This window comes from Cyanobium sp. NIVA-CYA 375 (assembly GCF_056108345.1).
On record NZ_JBSYHW010000022.1, the window covers coordinates 21307 to 38173 of the forward strand.

Annotated in this window: 17 protein-coding genes, 2 tRNA genes and 2 pseudogenes; 15 read left to right on the top strand and 6 right to left on the bottom strand. The window is 62.8% G+C overall.

The window, feature by feature from the left end; all coding sequences use genetic code 11:
* Positions 1 to 118: 118 nt before the first annotated feature.
* The 4 genes and pseudogenes from AC01FP_RS07770 (at position 119) to AC01FP_RS07785 (ending at position 3210) form a co-directional block, all read left to right on the top strand.
* Positions 119 to 448 carry a helix-turn-helix transcriptional regulator gene (locus AC01FP_RS07770; RefSeq protein ID WP_474479320.1) on the top strand — a complete coding sequence of 110 codons (330 nt, stop codon included), beginning with the start codon at positions 119 to 121 and terminating at the stop codon, positions 446 to 448.
* Positions 445 to 603: pseudogene (locus AC01FP_RS07775) on the top strand (HipA N-terminal domain-containing protein); the annotation flags it as partial. The gene AC01FP_RS07770 and the pseudogene AC01FP_RS07775, both read left to right, overlap by 4 nt.
* 20 nt (positions 604 to 623) lie before the next feature.
* Entirely contained in the window at positions 624 to 1520 is an 897-nt protein-coding gene (locus tag AC01FP_RS07780) for a type II toxin-antitoxin system HipA family toxin (RefSeq protein WP_474479321.1), read from the top strand.
* Between the two features lie 352 nt (positions 1521 to 1872).
* Positions 1873 to 3210 (top strand): chloride channel protein, encoded by a 1338-nt coding sequence (locus AC01FP_RS07785; RefSeq protein WP_474479323.1) that lies wholly within the window; start codon positions 1873 to 1875, stop codon positions 3208 to 3210.
* On the opposite strand, the gene AC01FP_RS07790 is transcribed toward AC01FP_RS07785, so the two are convergent.
* Positions 3177 to 3770, bottom strand: a complete 594-nt coding sequence (locus tag AC01FP_RS07790) for a gamma-glutamyltransferase (RefSeq protein ID WP_474479325.1) — start codon at positions 3768 to 3770, stop codon at positions 3177 to 3179. The two genes, AC01FP_RS07785 and AC01FP_RS07790, sit on opposite strands and share 34 nt — an antisense overlap.
* Between AC01FP_RS07790 and AC01FP_RS07795 the strand changes: the two genes are divergently transcribed.
* The gene (locus AC01FP_RS07795) at positions 3762 to 4310 is read left to right on the top strand and encodes a 1,2-dihydroxy-3-keto-5-methylthiopentene dioxygenase (RefSeq protein WP_474479327.1); all 549 of its coding nucleotides are present in this window, start codon (positions 3762 to 3764) and stop codon (positions 4308 to 4310) included. The genes AC01FP_RS07790 and AC01FP_RS07795 overlap by 9 nt on opposite strands.
* 478 nt (positions 4311 to 4788) lie before the next feature.
* Here the strand turns inward: AC01FP_RS07795 and fldA are convergent, their stop codons facing one another.
* A complete protein-coding gene (gene fldA / locus AC01FP_RS07800) occupies positions 4789 to 5298 on the bottom strand; it encodes a flavodoxin FldA (RefSeq protein WP_474479328.1) in 510 nt (169 codons plus the stop codon).
* Between the two features lie 168 nt (positions 5299 to 5466).
* Here fldA and AC01FP_RS07805 point away from each other — a divergent pair, with 168 nt between their 5' ends.
* The 3 genes and pseudogenes from AC01FP_RS07805 to AC01FP_RS07815 form a co-directional block, all read left to right on the top strand.
* The gene (locus tag AC01FP_RS07805) at positions 5467 to 5751 is read left to right on the top strand and encodes a hypothetical protein (protein ID WP_474479329.1); all 285 of its coding nucleotides are present in this window, start codon (positions 5467 to 5469) and stop codon (positions 5749 to 5751) included.
* Positions 5752 to 6196: 445 nt separating this feature from the next.
* Positions 6197 to 6421, top strand: coding sequence for a hypothetical protein (locus AC01FP_RS07810; RefSeq protein WP_474479330.1), 225 nt, complete (start codon positions 6197 to 6199; stop codon positions 6419 to 6421).
* 75 nt (positions 6422 to 6496) lie between these two features.
* Positions 6497 to 6700 (top strand): annotated as a pseudogene (locus AC01FP_RS07815) (hypothetical protein); the annotation flags it as partial.
* 69 nt (positions 6701 to 6769) lie between these two features.
* Here the strand turns inward: AC01FP_RS07815 and AC01FP_RS07820 are convergent.
* Both AC01FP_RS07820 and aroQ read right to left on the bottom strand, forming a co-directional pair.
* Positions 6770 to 7423, bottom strand: coding sequence for a MiaE family protein (locus tag AC01FP_RS07820; protein ID WP_474479332.1), 654 nt, complete (start codon positions 7421 to 7423; stop codon positions 6770 to 6772).
* On the bottom strand, positions 7420 to 7860 hold the full coding sequence (aroQ, locus tag AC01FP_RS07825; protein WP_474479334.1) for a type II 3-dehydroquinate dehydratase: 441 nt from the start codon (positions 7858 to 7860) through the stop codon (positions 7420 to 7422). Before aroQ ends, AC01FP_RS07820 begins: the two co-directional genes overlap by 4 nt.
* Positions 7861 to 7897: 37 nt before the next feature.
* On the opposite strand from aroQ, the gene AC01FP_RS07830 reads away from it, so the two are divergent.
* From AC01FP_RS07830 to AC01FP_RS07845, 4 genes are all read left to right on the top strand, one after another.
* Positions 7898 to 7979, top strand: a tRNA-Tyr gene (locus tag AC01FP_RS07830).
* 10 nt (positions 7980 to 7989) lie between these two features.
* Positions 7990 to 8061: transfer RNA gene (locus AC01FP_RS07835), tRNA-Thr, on the top strand.
* A gap of 246 nt (positions 8062 to 8307) precedes the next feature.
* Positions 8308 to 9657, top strand: a complete 1350-nt coding sequence (locus AC01FP_RS07840; protein ID WP_474479345.1) for an aldehyde dehydrogenase family protein — start codon at positions 8308 to 8310, stop codon at positions 9655 to 9657.
* Between the two features lie 124 nt (positions 9658 to 9781).
* The gene (locus AC01FP_RS07845; protein ID WP_474479335.1) at positions 9782 to 11209 is read left to right on the top strand and encodes a LysM peptidoglycan-binding domain-containing protein; all 1428 of its coding nucleotides are present in this window, start codon (positions 9782 to 9784) and stop codon (positions 11207 to 11209) included.
* Between the two features lie 26 nt (positions 11210 to 11235).
* On the opposite strand, the gene AC01FP_RS07850 is transcribed toward AC01FP_RS07845, so the two are convergent.
* A complete protein-coding gene (locus tag AC01FP_RS07850; protein ID WP_474479337.1) occupies positions 11236 to 12741 on the bottom strand; it encodes a RecQ family ATP-dependent DNA helicase in 1506 nt (501 codons plus the stop codon).
* 62 nt (positions 12742 to 12803) lie between these two features.
* Positions 12804 to 13844, bottom strand: coding sequence for a hypothetical protein (locus AC01FP_RS07855; protein WP_474479347.1), 1041 nt, complete (start codon positions 13842 to 13844; stop codon positions 12804 to 12806).
* A gap of 150 nt (positions 13845 to 13994) precedes the next feature.
* On the opposite strand from AC01FP_RS07855, the gene AC01FP_RS07860 reads away from it, so the two are divergent.
* The 3 genes from AC01FP_RS07860 to mtnC all read left to right on the top strand — a co-directional run bounded on the left by AC01FP_RS07860 (position 13995) and on the right by mtnC (position 16550).
* Positions 13995 to 14204: a photosystem I reaction center subunit IV gene (locus AC01FP_RS07860; RefSeq protein WP_474479348.1), complete on the top strand. Its 210-nt coding sequence runs from the start codon at positions 13995 to 13997 to the stop codon at positions 14202 to 14204.
* 79 nt (positions 14205 to 14283) lie between these two features.
* Positions 14284 to 15129, top strand: a complete 846-nt coding sequence (locus tag AC01FP_RS07865; protein WP_474479339.1) for a DNA-formamidopyrimidine glycosylase — start codon at positions 14284 to 14286, stop codon at positions 15127 to 15129.
* Positions 15108 to 16550, top strand: a complete 1443-nt coding sequence (mtnC, locus tag AC01FP_RS07870) for an acireductone synthase (RefSeq protein ID WP_474479340.1) — start codon at positions 15108 to 15110, stop codon at positions 16548 to 16550. Before AC01FP_RS07865 ends, mtnC begins: the two co-directional genes overlap by 22 nt.
* Positions 16551 to 16867 lie beyond the last annotated feature (317 nt).

Here is a 16867-nt window from a genome sequence, read left to right on the forward strand (position 1 = left end):
GGGCCGGGCCTCGCACGCACCCCAGGATCGCCAGAAAAGGCGAAATGAGATTATTATTTTCTCAAATCGTCAAAAATGGCGACATACTGCCCTGTGTTGGATGCCCATCCAGCGTCTGATGAGCGACAAGGCCCTCCTGCAGGAGCTGGGGCAGCGCATCGCCCGTCTCCGCCTGGAGCGGAACCTCAGCCAGGCTCAGCTGGCGGAGCAGGCGGGCATCTCCAAGCGCACTCTGGAGCGGCTGGAGGCCGGTGCCGCAGCCACACAGCTTTCGCTGTTCCTGCGCGTGCTGCGTCAGCTGGATCTTCTGGAGCGGCTTGAGCTGCTGCTTCCCGAGCTGCAGCCCTCACCTCTGGCCCTATTGGAGCAGCAGCAGGCCACGCGCAAGCGCGCCAGTCGCCGCCGCGTCGCCAAACCGGCCAGCTCCTGGAGCTGGGGGCAGCCATGACCGTGGCGGCAGTTGAACTCTGGGGCACCCGCATCGGTGCCGTGGCCCTCACCGATTCCAATGGTGTCGCCTCCTTCGAATACGAGCCCTCGTTCCTGGCCAGTGGCATCCAGTTGGCACCCCTGATGATGGCTCTGCTACACCGGGCAGCGGGGCCATCCAGATCGCTGAGCTCGTGGCTCTGGCTTCCGAGATCCTTTCGCAGCAGCAGAGGCTTGCCACCTCCTTCCAGGGCCCCGAGCGGGAGGAAGCCCTGCAGACAATCCTGCGGGTGGGCACCTCCGCCGGGGGCGCCAGGGCCAAGGCGTTGATCGTCTGGAACGCCAGCACCGGGGAGGTGCGCTCCGGCCAGCTGGAGGCGCCACCGGGTTTCAGCCACTGGTTGCTGAAATTTGATGGAGTGAGCGGCAACAAGGACAAGGAACTTGAAGATCCCCAGGGCTATGGCCTGATTGAACTCGCTTACAGCCGCATGGCCCGCGCCGCAGGGATCACCATGACCGACTGTCGGCTCTTAGAGGAGAACGGCCGGCAGCATTTCATGACACGACGCTTCGATCGCGATTCCGCCGGCAACAAGCTGCACATGCAGTCGCTCGGAGCTCTGGCCCACTTCGATTACAACGAACCTGGCAGTTACGGCTATGAACAGGCGTTTCTCGTGATGCGGCAACTCCAGTTGCCAATGCAAGCTCTCGAAGAGCAATACCGGCGGATGGTGTTCAATCTGATCGCTCGCAACCAGGACGATCACGTCAAGAACATCGCCTTTCTGATGGATCGTGATGGCCAGTGGTCGCTTTCCCCCGCCTTCGACATCACCTGGAGCTTCAATCCCGCTGGCGACTGGACGGCCACCCATCAGATGTCTGTAAATGGCAAGCGTGATCAGTTCACCCGTGCCGACCTCCTGGCTGTCTGCCGCTCAGCCCAGCTGAAGAGGGGGCGAGCTGAAGCGATCGCTGAAGAGGTGATCGCCGCCGTTCGCGACTGGCCGCTCTATGCAGCTGAAGCAAACGTGAGGGAGGAGAGCTGCAGCCAGATTCAGGCCAGCCACCGCCTCAATCTGTAGCAGCAGTAACGCCCCTCAGCTCCAGCCATGATCCGCCAGATACGACGAAAGGACTCAGAAAATGGCCTTTACTCGCCTCTTGTGGCGAGTAAAGCTCTTGGGTCGGCGGTGTTGCCGGGCAGCCGGGTGAACGTCGCAAACCGGCAGTAGCCCTCAGAGCGGCACCCCATAAGGCTTGCCGCACAGGCCTCTACCACTCCGCGGGCCTACGGCTACATGGTGCGTGGAGGGGTCTGCGCTTGTTCCCCCATGGCCACGTGCTGTGCCGTCAGCCGAAGCTCTTGGCCTAGATCCCATGCCACGCGGGGCCATTCCCTTCAGAATTGAGCCTCCTATTCACAGGGCTTGTGCCTTGAGGGACCCCCGTTCAGGCCTGGTTGTGGCATTGGGCAGTTGGCTGGTGCTGGGCCTGGTATTCGGGTTGGCGATGGGGCCATACCAGGCGCTCTCGGAACTCGGTTTCCGGATACAAGCAGCCCTTTGGCTCTCGGCTGAGCCCCAATTGCTGCTCGGCTGCTTGCTGGTGTTTGGGGCCACCAGCCTGCTGGTTCTCCTGGCCTGGGGGCCGCTGGCTGGCGGCCGCGGGGGCGGCACCGCGTCGTTGCTCGCCCTAGATCGCGCCTCCCAGTCCGAAGGCAAGGCGGTTGAGCTGCTCTGGCTGCAGCAGCTCAACCTGGCCACCCAGCTGCGGCGGCTGCCCTTGATGTTGCTCACCCATCTGGGGGGCCTTTCAGTGGGAGTGGAGTCGCCATCAGTGGCGCTGGGTGCCAGCTTGCTGCTGGCGATTCGCAGGCGCTGGCCCCGGTTGCAGCCCCTGGCCTCTCTCTCGCCCCAGCTGTTGGCCGTGATCGGCGACGCGGCCGGATTGGGGGCGGCGTTTCGCTCGCCCCTACTGGCCGTTGCCTACGGATTGGAAGAACTGGGCCAGCGCAGTGGTCTGCCACTAGTAGTGCCGGCCCTGCTGCTGGCAGGTAGCGGCACCGTGGTGGCCACCACCATCGGGCAGCCCGCTCGCCTACCTGGCCTGGCGCTGGGTTCCCTGGCAACGGGGATCTGGGGCTGGGCCGTGCTGCTCACCCTGGTGGGCGCTGCTGCAGGCGCCCTATTCATGCGTTTGTTGCTGCCGGCGGCTGCCGTGGTGAAGCAATTGCTGGGGCGGCGGCGGCTCCTCGGCGCCTTTGTCCTGGCGGGCTCACTCAGCCTGCTAGCGCTTGTCAGTGACTGCCTGAGTCTCAACGACGGCTCCCTATCGCTGGCGGCGGCCCTGAGCGGTGAATCCGTGGGTTCCCCGCTCCTCTGGCTGTGGCGCCTGCTGGCCAGCGTGCTCAGCATCGCCCTGGGGGCCCCCGGTGGCCTGATGCACAGCAGCATGACCCTGGGCGCCCTGTTAATCAGTCCGCTACAGGCGCTGCCAGAACTCAGCAGCAGCGACCTGGCCCAGTTGGCTGCGGTAGGTGCCACGGCTCTGTTCGCCGCTGCCCATGGGGCGCCACTCTTCTGCGCTGCCTTCGTGTTCACCCTGCAGGGTGATCCTTCCCTGCTGCCGTTGCTTTTGCTAGTGGCCGCGGTGGCCGCGGCCCTCGGCGAGCGCTGGCGGGGTGAAGGCTGGAACGAACACCAGCTGCGGATGCTGCTCGAGCAGCAGCCAAGCAGCCCTCAGAACCCCAGCGCGACCCCATCGAGCCGGTGATCCACGCCAGCCTCGAGACTGGTGCACTGGCCCATGGCGTCGCGATGGATGCGCAGCATCTGGGCTGCCCCCTTAAAGCTCGCGAAGCCGTAGGAGTCGCCGAGTTGATGGCCGCGGGCCACCAGCGCATGGCCCACTTCGGGATTGAACTGCGGATCAATGTGCACCGCACCGCTCTGCATGATCAGCTTGAAGCGGGGGGCATCCACGGCCTGCTGGGGGTTCATACTTAGATCCAGGGCGTTCACCAGGATCTGCATGAGCCCCTGGGGATGGGCGTTGCCGCCGATCACACCCATCAGGAATTCAGGCAGGCCATCGCGCAGCACCATCGCCGCCGCCATGCCCTCAGCCTCCAGCCGCGCCACCGGGTAGGCCACCACCGCCGCCGGCTGGATCGCCCGAATCGCCGCCACCGTGAGCAACTCCGGATCACCGGGGCCCACGCCCACCAGGGTGAGGCCGGCGGCGGCAGGCGCACTCGAGAGGGGATCACACGCAGGCTGCTGAGGGGCCCTTTCTAGGCTCACCGCAGTGGGCGCGCTGGTGCGATGAGCCATCTGCAGATCTTCCCGGCCGCTGGCGGCAGCCCCGCCGCGGCCAGCCTGGACAGCAGCGATCCGGCCCTGATCGGCGAAGCCCTGGCTGCGCGCGGCATCGGCTTCGAGCGCTGGCCAGCCCGGGTGGAGCTCCCGGAGCACGCCGAGCCGGCCGAGATCCTGGCGGCCTACGCCGCGGAGATCGCCCAGGTGCAGGCCAGCGGCACCTACCCCACGGTGGATGCGATCCGCCTCACCCCGGATCACCCCGAGCGGCAGGCCCTGCGCCAGAAGTTTCTGGCCGAGCACATCCACAGCGAAGACGAAGTGCGCTTCTTCGTGGAGGGCTGCGGGCTGTTCTGCCTGCACATCGGCGAGGAGGTGCTGCAGGTGCGCTGCGAGACCGGCGACTTCCTGCGAGTGCCCGCCGGCACCAAACACTGGTTCGACATGGGCTCGGCCCCGCAGTTCACCGCCATCCGCTTCTTCGACAACCCCAGCGGATGGGTGGCCCAGTTCACCGGCGATGGCATCGCCGCACAATTCCCGCTGCTCGATTAGCTCTTACCACCCACAGGGACGCTGCTGGGCTCCACAAGGGTTGTCGCTATTGGCCAGTTCGGCAGGGGTCTGGGGACGCGATCCACCGGAGTTCGGCCCGCCTCGCTGCTCAGCCATGGCTGGCACACCAGAAACAGTCAGCAGAAGGAGGCCAAAGATCCCGAAGAATGGGCTTTTCACGGCAGTTTTGGCAAAGGAACTGGGGCGCGAAAACATCGCCCCCATCACTGTGAACACCTGCCATCCTTCGATTTGGAGAGGGGCTCTTTTGCGTCGAATCAGCAGCTGGTTCTCGCCACAGCCAAACACAGTGCCAAGGATGCGTGATCCGTCCACTCGCCAGGATTGGGTGCAAACGGCCCACCTCCCTGCATCCCCATGATTGGGGGGAAGGTTCAGCGAGGCTTGAATTCAGCTGTGATGCCGATCACATCACCTGCAGCCAAACCGAGCAAGCTTGATTCAACCAATCACCTGTTCAGGCAAGCTCGCGGCGCAAGACTTCGGCCCAGCGGATCAAGCGTTCGTCGGTGAGATCAGGTTCTGAGTCTTCATCGATGGCCAGCCCACAGAAGCGACCCCGCACCACACTCTTAGAACTGTTGTAGTTATAGTCAGCGCAATCAACAGAACCTATCATCTTGGCACCAGCCCGCTCAAAGGCTCGGTAGACCTCCTCCATCGCATCACAGAAATAGTCGCTGTAAGACGACGAATCACCTAGGCCCAGAATCGCGACAGGCTTGCCATTAAACTGCAGCCCTTCAATCGCTTCGAGGTGCGTATCCCAGGCCGTACCAGAACGGAGGTCATCGGCACCGGTATTCCATGTCGGCGCGCAGCAGATCAAGGCTTGACTGTCGAGAAACACCGATGGATCGCTGATATCGGCCACGTCAACAACCGCTGATGCTTGAACCAGTGGCGCCAGTCGGTTTGCGACGTCCTCAGTTTTGCCTGTCGTCGTTGCGAAGTAAATCGTGGGCACCGGCATCGGTTGTGAAATTGATGAACCAGCCCACCTTTGCTCACTTCGCCCTGAGTTGGGGGTTTTCACCTCACAGGCGCAGGTGATCTTTGGCACGGATGAATGTCGCTATTACGGAGATTTATTCTGTAGCGCTTCTTAAGCTATGGATCGACCATCAACAAGCCAATGGCAGCATCATTACCGGTGTACTGGGGCTGGATCACTCCGACATCTGCGGTGTCAAACACCATGCTCAACCTGCTCACACGCGTTCGACGCGGCGACGACATCATGGCTATTTCTTGCGAGTTTCCCGAGCTCTCTGCTGCGCAGCTGGGCCTCGCCAAGAAGTTACAAGCCCAGGAAGCCGAATTGAGTCGCCTCTATAAAAACCTCCAAAAGGCTGAAAGCCTGAAACTCCAGATTGAGCGCGACTTCACCAGCGCACTCCTACATGCAGCTGCTCACTGATCGCATCTGACAACTTCTACACGAAAAGCCTTGGCCTCGGCCAGGGCCTTATTCACACGCTTGAAGTCGAAACCCATGGCTCGCAGGGCATGCCAAAGATAGCCCTGCAGACATACAAAGGAGAGGAAGATCAGCTGGGGACTTTCCCACCCCAGATTGAACTCCAACGCCACAATGCACAGCTTATTCAGCAGGGCCTTGGCCGTTGCGAACCTCCCACCAATGCACGAGATTGATCTAAACTAAAAATCTTCTTAGAGATCTCCGATGCCCCATCTTGTAGCTAGCCATGCCAAAGATGGCCTCCTAGTAAAAATCGCACCACGCCTGGTAGAATTTGTATCTTCAGGCTCCGGTGAGCATGAAATGGCACAGTCCAGCGTTGGATTGCGCTCCTCTGCCTCGTCATATCCACGGCAGAGTGAGATGGCCTTAATCCTCAACGATGCACGAGGCCGACGCACAACGTTTTTGCGGTTCAGCTGATCGCGACCGGCGCATCTTGGCCGTCACGCAATTGCGTGACTGGTGTATGGCGCAGCTATCTGAGTTAACCCTGGATGGCCGTGAGGGCGACGCAAGGGCACTCACTGCGGAGCACTTGGAATTGCTCGAGCAGGCAGATGCGATGCGCATTCTGTGGATGATTGTGGAGCCTGATCCCGCTTAGGGATGCTCTTGTTCGGCAACGCTTCGATAAGCGCCCTCTCACCTTCCAGCACCTGCTGAAAGGTGAGGCCTGGTGCGGGGCATGACGATGCGCCAGGGCACAGTCGTGGATGCCTGCTTGATCGCGGCACCCAGTTCCATCAAGAGCAAAGTTGGCAAGCGTGATCCGGAGATGCACCAGACCAAGAAAGGCAACCAGTGGCCACATCCATTCAGTCGTCACCACCCCCGCCAACGTGCATTGCCCGGTATCAACGACGCAAGCGGGTTGGGCCACGCTTGAGTCACAACGCCGTGAGCAGAGGGCTCAGAGAAGGCCGGGACACACTTGGGACACTCCTAAAATGGCTTAAGCCACTCCGAACGAGTGCATACGCACCTGATCAGGAGCCTCCAAAACTCCTGTTAAAGCAAGGGTTTCAGCCGCCGCCAGCTGCTCCAGCCGCGCCACAGTGGCCTGCCGGCCAAAGCGCTCCTCGCAGAGCAGCCAATAGAGCCCGAAGTGACGCGCCTCACTGGCCAACAGCTCGCCATACAGCGCGCGCAGCTCGTCATCGGAACTGTGGGCCGCCAGCAGGGCCATGCGCTCATGGCTGCGGGCCTCGATCAGGCCGGCCATCAGGAAGGAATCCAGCATGCGCTCGGGCTCACCCTTGCGCACCGCCGCCGTGAGCTGGGCGCCATACCCTGGCGCGGGCAGCGGCTTAAGGGCAATGCCGCGCCGCTGCAGCAACTGCAGCACCAGCTCGAAATGCTCGAGCTCCTCGCGGGCCAGCGGGCTGAGCGCCGCTCCCAACGCCACATCGGAGGGGTAACGGAACATCAGCTGCAGGGCCACACCGGCCGCCTTGCGCTCGCAGTGGGCGTGATCGATCAGCACCAGATCCGGCCGGGCATTGGCCTGATCCAGCCAGCTGGCACTGCTGGGGGCCACCAGCCACTTGATGCGGGCCTGCTCGGCCCTCAGCACGGGGGTGACGGAAGCGGTCAAGGAGGCGGTCAAGACGAGCTGCGCAGGTAAGTCACCAGACCCTCGAGCGCCAAACGGTAACTCCCAGCGCCAAACCCGCAGATCACCCCCACCGCCCGATCAGCGAGATAGGACCCATGCCGAAACGGCTCCCGGGCGTGCACGTTGCTCAGGTGGAGCTCCACATAAGGAATGGCCACCCCCAGCAGGGCATCGCGCAGGGCGATCGAGGTGTGGGTGTAGGCGCCGGCGTTGATCAGGATCCCTTCCACAGCGCCGCGCGCCTGGTGGATGCGATCCACCAGGGCCCCCTCGTGGTTGCTCTGGAAGCAGTCGATCGTGGCCCCCAACTCCACCGCCCGCTGGTGCAGCTCCGCGTTGATCTGCTCCAGGCTGGCGCTGCCGTACAGCCCCGGCTCGCGCGTGCCCAGCAGGTTGAGATTGGGACCGTGGAGAGCGAGCAGCTGCATGGAGAAGGTCGGCTGGTAAGTTCTTCGGGTGTGGTTCGGGTCGGTGCCCGAGTGGTTAATGGGGGCGGACTGTAAATCCGCTGGCTCTGCCTACGTTGGTTCAAATCCAACCCGGCCCACCTTCCACATGCCCTTGTAGCTCAGTGGTAGAGCACTCCCTTGGTAAGGGAGAGGTCACGAGTTCAAATCTCGTCAAGGGCTTACAAAAGAGGGGCTGGCACCGCTCCTCATGAGAATGGCTCCCCAGCTGCGCCCGGGCGAATCTGAGCCGCCTGATCGTGGGAGACCAGGTCATGTTCTTCCAGCTGCTCTGCAAAATGCTGTACGTCCTGACGGGCTCTAAGCAACCGAAGCAAGAATTAATTTGCCAGCTTGGGGCAACTCGCCTCTTACTCCTTGGCTTCCGCCCCAACCGCCACCCCGCTCCTGGTCACGCCGATCGCTGCGATGCGGGCACCCGTCAGCACGGGCCATACCCGCAGCCTGGCCTGGCGGCTGGAGCAGCTCGATCGACTGGGCGGGCTGCTGCGGGATCAGGAAGCCGCGGTGCTCGAAGCCCTTGCAGGTGATCTTGGCAAACCTGCCCTAGAAGCCACCTTTGAGCTGATAGCGGTGCGTCAGGAGCTGACCCTCACCCGCCGCAAGTTAAAGCGCTGGATGGCGCCGCGGCCAATTGGGCTGGATCTGGCCATGCGGCCCGGCCAGGCCTGGGTGCAGGCCGAACCGTTGGGCTGCGTGTTGATCATCGGCCCCTGGAACTATCCGCTGCAACTGTGTTTGCACCCGCTAGTTAGCGCCCTGGCAGCGGGCAACACGGCCGTGCTCAAGCCCTCGGAGCATGCCCCCCGCATCGCCGAGCTGCTATCCCGCTGCCTGCCTCAGGCCTTCCCGCCCGAGGTGGTGCAGGTCGTCACGGGTGATGGGGCCGTGGCCGCAGAGCTACTGGAGCAGCAGTTTGACCACATTTTTTTCACCGGGGGCGGCCGGGTGGGCCGGTTGGTGATGACCGCCGCTGCCCGCCATCTCACCCCCGTGACCCTGGAGCTGGGCGGCAAGAGTCCGGCGATCGTGCTTGCCGATGCCGACATAGTCACCAGCGCTAAGCGCCTGGCCTGGGGCAAGGGGCTAAACGCTGGCCAAACATGCATCGCTCCTGATCACCTGCTGGTGCAACCCGCCGTGCGGGACGACCTGGTGGCGGCCATCGCCGCCGAATGGCAACGCTTTTACGGCAGCGATCCCCTCGTCAGCGAAGACATGGGCTGCATCGTTAATGAAGACCAGTTCCAGCGGCTGGAGGCCCTGCTGGCGGGGGCCCGCAGCCGCGGCCAGGTGCTGGCGGGGGGGAGCAGCGATCCCAGCCGCCGGCGCATCGAGCCCACCTTGGTGGCGATCGAATCCGGCGACGATCCGCTGATGCAGGAGGAGCTGTTTGGCCCAATCCTGCCCGTGCTGGCAGTAGCCAACCTGGAAGCGGCCTTAGCAGAGGTGAGGGCGCGGCCCAAGCCCCTTGCTCTCTACTTATTCAGCCATGATCGAGCCGCCCAGCAGCGCACCCTGGACACCACCAGCTCCGGCGGCGTCTGCTTCAACGATGTGGTGATGCAGGCGGGTGCGACCTCCCTACCTTTCGGCGGCGTCGGCGAGAGCGGCATGGGCAACTACCACGGCGAAGCTGGCTTTCTCACCTTTTCGCACCGGCGCACGGTGCTGCGGCGCCCCTTCTGGCTGGATCTACCCTTCCGCTACCCCCCCTATGCGGGCAAGTTGACCCTGGTGAAGCGGCTGCTGGGCTAACTGCGTCAGGGCGATTGGGGGGCGAAGGCAGGGCGATCAGAACCTTTGATGCGCCGAAGGCGATTGGGGGGCTGGATGAGACTTGGCAGGGCCCTTAACGTTCCCGTAGCTATACGTGGTGCCGATGCGTCGCTCCCTTGCCGCCCTGGCCCTAGCAGTGGTGTTGCCCTTCCCGGGTCTGGCCCCTGCCGCAGCCCTGGCAAACGTGGTGGTGAAGCCAGGCGAAACCCTCTCTGAGATTGCCGAACGCCACGGCGTCAGCCTCTCGCGACTGATGCAGGTCAATGGCATTAGCAACCCCAACTTGGTGGTGGCGGGCCAGAGCCTGCGGCTGCCAGGCAGTAGCGCCGGTGCCAATAACGCCGGTGGGAGTCCCAGGGGCGGCAGTGTCACCGTCCAGCCCGGGGACACCCTCTCCGACATCGCCGATCGCCAAGGGATCAGCCTCAACCAGTTGATGCAGGCCAACGGCATCACCAACCCCAACATGGTGGTGGCAGGCCAAAAGCTGGTGCTGCCTGGATCTCGCCGGGCACAAGCGGCCGCCGCTCCCCGAGCACTGCCCACCGCCCCTTACACGGTGAAAAGCGGTGAAACCCTTTCAGAAATCGCCGATCGCTTCGGCACCAGCACCGAGCGCCTGATCCAGGTAAATGGGATCAGCAATCCAAATCTGGTGGTGGCGGGAACACGCTTAGCCATCCCTGGGCGTCCGTCCTCATCGGCCGCCCCCCGCAGCACAGCGGCCCCGCGCAACGCCAAGGAACACGTGGTGACCAGCGGCGAAAACCTTTCCACCATCGCCGACAGCTACGGGCTGCCGGTTGAGCGGCTGGTTGCCATCAATAAAATCGAAGACCCCGATCTGGTGGTGTCCGGCACCCGCCTGAAGCTGCAGGCCCCACCTCCGGTGAAGGCCACTCCCAAGCCAGTAGCCCAGGCAAAGCCCAAGCCCAAGCCTGCGGCAACGCCAGTGCCAAAGGCAACGCCAGCCCCTAAACCCACCGTGACCACAGCCGCGACCCCCGCTGTAACCACAGCCGTGGCAACCCCCAAACCCACTCCCCGACCCACACCCAGCGTTCAACAGGCCATACAACAACCCATTCAACAGCCTGTTCAACAATCCGTGCAACAGCCCGTTCAACAAAGCGTGCAACCCACCGCAAAACCAGTGGTACTTGCGGCGGCCCAGCCCAAAATCCAGCCCACTCCCAAGCCCTCACCTGTCGTTGCCACGCCTATCGCCAAAGCCTCGACCACTTCCACCACCTCCCCCGCCAGCCGGCCCAGCAGCAGCAAGCCCCAAGGGCCCGACTGGCGCAGCTACGGCCCCCTGCAGGTGGACTGGGCCAACTGGCAACCCATGGGAGGCAGTTTCGTGGCCCCTACCCTCAATGGCGATGGCAAGCCCGTCTACCTAGCAGTCAACTGCGGTGCCCGCAAGCTCAATGCCACCAGCCAATCAGGCCAATGGAAGAGCTGGGATGCACCCCAGAGCGACTTTGAGGAACAACTAATCAGCGATATCTGCAAGGCCCGGGCCAGCTAGACCAGCTGCTACACAGCCGCCGCCGATCAGGCAGCCAGATGCAGCGGCCAGGGCTGGCGCACGTAGCGCCGGCCCGAGGCGCGCAGATAGAGCCGCTGGGCGCCGTCGTCGCTTTCACTGAGAAATTCCTCTTGGGCCAGCCGCCGCAGCAGCCACCCCCAGCTGGCTTCTTGCTCCTGTCGCTGCTCAGCCGGCAAGACAGAGGCGAGCTCCTCGGCCAAGTGGCGTAAGTCACGGCCGGGGCGCAAATCCAGCACCTCCAGCGCCTGATGGGCCTCAACCGACCAATCCCGACGCTGACGGGGGCTACGGCAGTTGTCACAGCGGCCGCAGGCAGCCGCCAGTTCTCCTACGGCCAGCAGCAGCGCCTGCTCCCGGCAGCCCTCGCCCTCGGCCACCGCTTCCATGCGCCGCAATTGCTGCTGGGCCAGCTCCAGCCGTTGCTGATCCTGCGGGCGCTGGGACCCCGCGCTCCGAATCGCCCAGCCCAGGCTGGTGCGATCCGCCGGGTCGTAGAGCACCAAACAGCGGGCTTCTATCCCATCGCGTCCGGCACGGCCCGATTCCTGCAAATATCCCTCCGGACTGGCAGGCAGATCCAGGTGCAGCACCAGCCCCACATCCGGGCGATCCACCCCCATGCCGAAGGCCACGGTGGCCACCAGCACAGGCCGCGGCTGAAGTTGGAAGTGCTCCAGGGCAAGCTGGCGACTTTCAGGATCCATGCCGGCGTGATAAGCGATCGCCTCCACCCCGGCCCCTGTTAAGCGAGCCGCCCACTGCTCGACCGAACGCCGTGTACGCGCGTAAATCAGCACCGCACCCCGGGCCCCCTCCAGCTCCGCCTGCACCAGGGCAAGGGGCTCTGGAGGACGCACCCGCATGCCATAAACCAGGTTGCTGCGGCGGGCCGAACGCACCTGGATCAGCGGCCTCCGCAGCTGCAGCAACTGAATGATGTCGGCCCGCACCTGGGGGGCGGCAGTGGCGCTGAGGGCCACTAGGGGCACCCCGGGGCACTGAGCCCGCAATTGGCCTAGGCGGCGGTAGTCGGGGCGAAAATCATGGCCCCAGGCGCTGATGCAGTGGGCCTCATCCACCGCCAACGCAACCAGCTGGCCACTCTCCAGCACTTCGTCGAGCAACTGGCGGGTGGCTTCCCCCTGCAGCCGCTCCGGAGCCAGATAAAGCAGCCGCAGCCTGTGGTCTCGCAGCCGCTGCAGCAGCTGGCGCCGCTCCGATAGGGCCAGGCCGCCATGTAGGCAGGCCGCCGGAATGCCTCGGCGTTGCAGCTGGCTCACCTGGTCCTGCATCAGGGCAACCAGCGGTGAAATCACCAGCACCAGGCCACCACGCACCAAGGCCGGCAGCTGGTAACAAAGCGACTTGCCGCCACCGGTTGGCAGCACCGCCAGGCAGTCCTGGCCGGCCAGCAGGGCCTCCACCACCGACCTCTGACCAGGACGGAACTCAGACCAGCCGAAGTAGCGCTCCAGGGCCAACTCCAGCGGGTCAGCAGGGCCAGAAAGCAAAGGGGCCCTACCCGTAGTGCACACCGACCATAGCGGCCACCAAATGCGGGGTTAAGGGCCAATCAGGGCAGGTGTGGCGGCGGCAGCTGCTCAGGCGACTCCTCCACCAATTGCAGGCGCACGCGCTTGCCCCCCGCCAGCTCCCCCAGGGAAACCCGCAGGGTGCTGCCGCTGAGCGACTGCAGGACGGTGAGCAGTTCGCGCAGGTGGGGCGTGCTGCTGCCGCTCTCCACCCAGAGACGCTCTTGCAGTCCCCCCAGCCTCCGCCAGCTGGTATGCAACTTCAGCACGGCACTTTCAAGGATCTGGGCCTGGCCTACCGCATCGGCTAGCAAGCCCAAGGCATCGAGGCGCTGGGCCTCCTGCAGCGCCTTCTCGAAATCAAGCTCCCCCAGCTGAAAAGCCCGCACCGCCAAGGCTGCCTCGGCCGCTTTACTCAACCAACGGGCCGTGTTGGTCACCTCCTTGACTCGCTCCAGCTCCGGTTCCTCACGCAACACCTTGCGCAGGTCCTCCTGCTGATCTTCTGGCAGCTTGGCTAGCTCTTTTACTAGGGGCGCCACCGCACGCGACGGCAGGAGATTTTCAGCGGTGCGCTGACGGATCTCCTCAGGCAGAAGCGGGCTGGTGGCGGCGGTGAACTCATCACTGAGGCGACGCACCTGCTTACGGGTGATCTGCTGACCCTCATTGGCCGCCTCACTGATCAGTTGCTGAACCTCCAGATCGGCCTGGGCAGTCTCAAGAAAGGCCCGCTTGGAAAAGTTGTTGACACTGGTCTGCTCAAGCAGGCCGCCACCCACCAAGCTCTCAGCCGACTCAGCCAGCTGTATCAAGGTGTAGGCGCGGGTCTTGCTGATCTCCCGCTCACGCAGCCACTGCAAGAAACCAGTACCGCGCCCCTCGCCGCCGCGCTTTTCCCGGTCCCGCACAGCCGCCAAAATCCGTCCGCGCCAGATCTCGGTCTGCAGGTCGAATCGATCGCACACGGCCCAGGCTTCTTCAAGCTTGGCCAGAAACTCCATCGTGCTGATGGTGTCGCTGTCGGGGTCGGGCAGCTCCAGGTTGAGCACCGGCGGCGCCGGGACCTCCTTCGGGTCCATGGCCATGGAAAGGGACGCTCTGCTGTGCTGTCGATGGTGCCATGGGCAGCAGACCTCTCAGCAAGGGCGACGAATCGTGACGCCCACGGTGAAGCCCACCTCTGGCGCAAGTATCTTCTCTCTGACAGCCACCCGATCTACAGCGCAGCGATGGCCATCTCCCGCGGCGACAAGGTGCGTATTAAGCGCCCCGAGTCTTATTGGTTTAACGAAGTCGGCACCGTCGCTTCGATCGACACCTCCGGCATCCGCTACCCCGTAGTGGTTCGCTTTGAGAAAGTGAACTACAACGGCTACAGCGGCTCCGATGGCGGCATCAACACCAACAACTTCGCCGAGAGCGAACTCCACAAGGCCTGAAGCACCTCCGCTTTTCGTCGCACGGGCATTTTGCTGGGCAAGCGCCGGACTGGCACTGAGCCGATAAGCCACTGAGCCCATGCCGGAACTACCCGAAGTGGAAACTGTGCGGCGGGGTCTCGAGCAGCAGACCCAAGGCTTTGAGATCAACCGGGTTGAGGTGCACCGGGCTAGGGCCATAGCCAGCCCGGCCAGTCCGGCGGCATTTGCTGTGGCACTGTGTGGTTGCCGTGTTGGCGCCTGGTCGCGACGCGGCAAGTATCTAATAGGGCAACTCAGCCGACAGGGTGAGCTGGCTGGCAGTTGGGGCGTACACCTACGCATGACGGGCCAGTTTCTCTGGCTTGAAACACCGAAACAAGCCTGCTCCCACACCCGTGTGCAACTGTTTGCGAGCGGCGGCCAGGAGCTGCGATTCGTCGACACCCGCAGCTTTGGCCAGATGTGGTGGGTGCCCCCCAGCCAGCCGCTGGACTCGGTAATCACCGGCCTAGGGCGGCTGGGACCGGAGCCCTTCAGCCCAGCCTTCAACGCGGCTTACCTGGCTGAGCGCTTGCGGGGCTCCAGTCGGCCAATCAAAAATGCACTGCTGGATCAATCGTTAGTGGCTGGAGTAGGCAACATCTACGCTGATGAATCCCTCTTTACTGCAGGAATTCGGCCCGCCACCGCCAGCGGCAGCCTTGGCGCTTCGCAGTTGGAGCGCCTTCGGCGTGCACTGGTAGAGGTGCTTGAAACCAGCATCGGCGCCGGCGGCACAACCTTCAGCGACTTCCGCGACCTCACCGGCAACAACGGCAACTACGGCGGTGTGGCGTGGGTCTATAGGCGTGGTGGTGCACCCTGCCGCCGCTGCCATACGCCCATCCAGCGCGACAAACTTGGCGGACGCAGCAGCCACTGGTGTCCAAGCTGCCAGCATTAAGTCAATTGCACGACAGCATGGATAACGCCGCCACCATCCCTGCCGTAATGGCACAGCAGCTCAGTAGGGCAATGGCCGCTATTCATAGCCGCGGTTGGTGCGATGGCACAGGCGGCAACTTCAGCTGCGTGCAGCAGCAGCAGCCGCTGCAATTACTGATGGCTCCAAGTGGCGTGGATAAGGGCAGCGTCGCACCTGAGCAGCTGATCCTGGTCGATGGCTCTGGGGTTGTGCTGCGTGGTAACGGGCAAGCCAGCGCCGAAACCGCCTTACACCTCGCAATTGTGGAAACCTGTGGAGCCGGAGCGGTTCTGCACACCCATTCGCAAGCTGGAACACTGCTGTCACAGCGTTACGCCCCCTCTAAAGCAAGCGTCGCCTTCCTAGAGCTACAAGACCTGGAGATGCTCAAAGGCTTGGAGGGTATCGCCACCCACGCCACCACCATCTTAATTCCGGTGCTGAAAAACGATCAGGACCTGGCACGACTGCGAATCGCTGCTGAGCCCCACATAGCCGCTGCTCCCTATGGACTGCTGATTGCGGGTCACGGCCTTTATGCCTGGGGCAAAGATTTGCTGATAGCTCAGAGGCATCTGGAAATTCTAGAGTTCTTGCTGGAGCAACACTGGCGACAGCTACTGCTGAAGGGGATTAACGCAAAGCAGCAAACTAGGGGGAAGGTGCAGCGACACGGCATTAGTCATGTGCTGCTCGATATTGAAGGCACTACTTGCCCGGTGAGCTACGTATCCGGCACCCTATTTCCCTACGCAGCTGAACATCTTGGCAGCTTTTTAAGCGAGCAAAGCAAAGACTCGCAAGTGCAAAATTTACTTGCTGAAGTTGAGAAAGCATGGGCGCAGGATCAAGATCCAGCAGCCCGTGAAATGGGCAAAAACAAGGCCACAACAAAGAGCAAGGGGGTACTGCAATATCTGCAATGGCTGATCGACCAGGATCGCAAGCTTGCGCCGCTAAAGGAGCTGCAGGGGCTCATCTGGGATAGGGGCTACCGCAGTGGCAAGCTGCAGGGTCCGCTGTTTGATGATGTGGCAGCCTCCCTGAAGCGCTGGCATGCAGACGGGATTCTGCTGGCGGTGTACTCATCCGGGTCGGTGGGGGCGCAACAGTTGATCTACGGCTACAGCAATAGCGGGGATCTCAGACCATTATTTGAGCATTGGTTCGACACCCGCATGGGCCCAAAAAGCGATGAAATTAGTTACACCAAGATTGCAAAGGTACTGGGAGTCTCTTGCTCCAATGTGTTGTTTGTGAGCGATGCATTAGCCGAATGCCAAGCTGCGGGCACAAGCGGTATGCAGGTGCTGTTCAGCGATCGGCCAGGCAATCCAGAGCATGAGTCTGGTGGCTTTGAGAGGATTATTTCGTTCGAAGATTTGGAATTAAACCCATAAACCAATACAGCCAAGAAAGCAACGCCCTAGCTGGGGCAAAAGAAACGCCTGATCAGAATTTGATCTGCCTCAATCAAACCCTGCTTGATAGCGTGGCGAACGGTGATTGGGGCACCAGCGACTCGATGGCGCATGGAAGGACGTGCACGCCCATCGCTCTTGAAGCCATATTAACCAACAAATAAACCAACAAAAAAGCCACCCGCAAGGGTGGCTTTTAAGTCAACTACTATATTACTCAACAAAGAGCAACCGTAGATGGTTGGGATGAATATTTTACCTGGCATCGAGCTATTTTCTCAGGGGGCTGCCCCCCA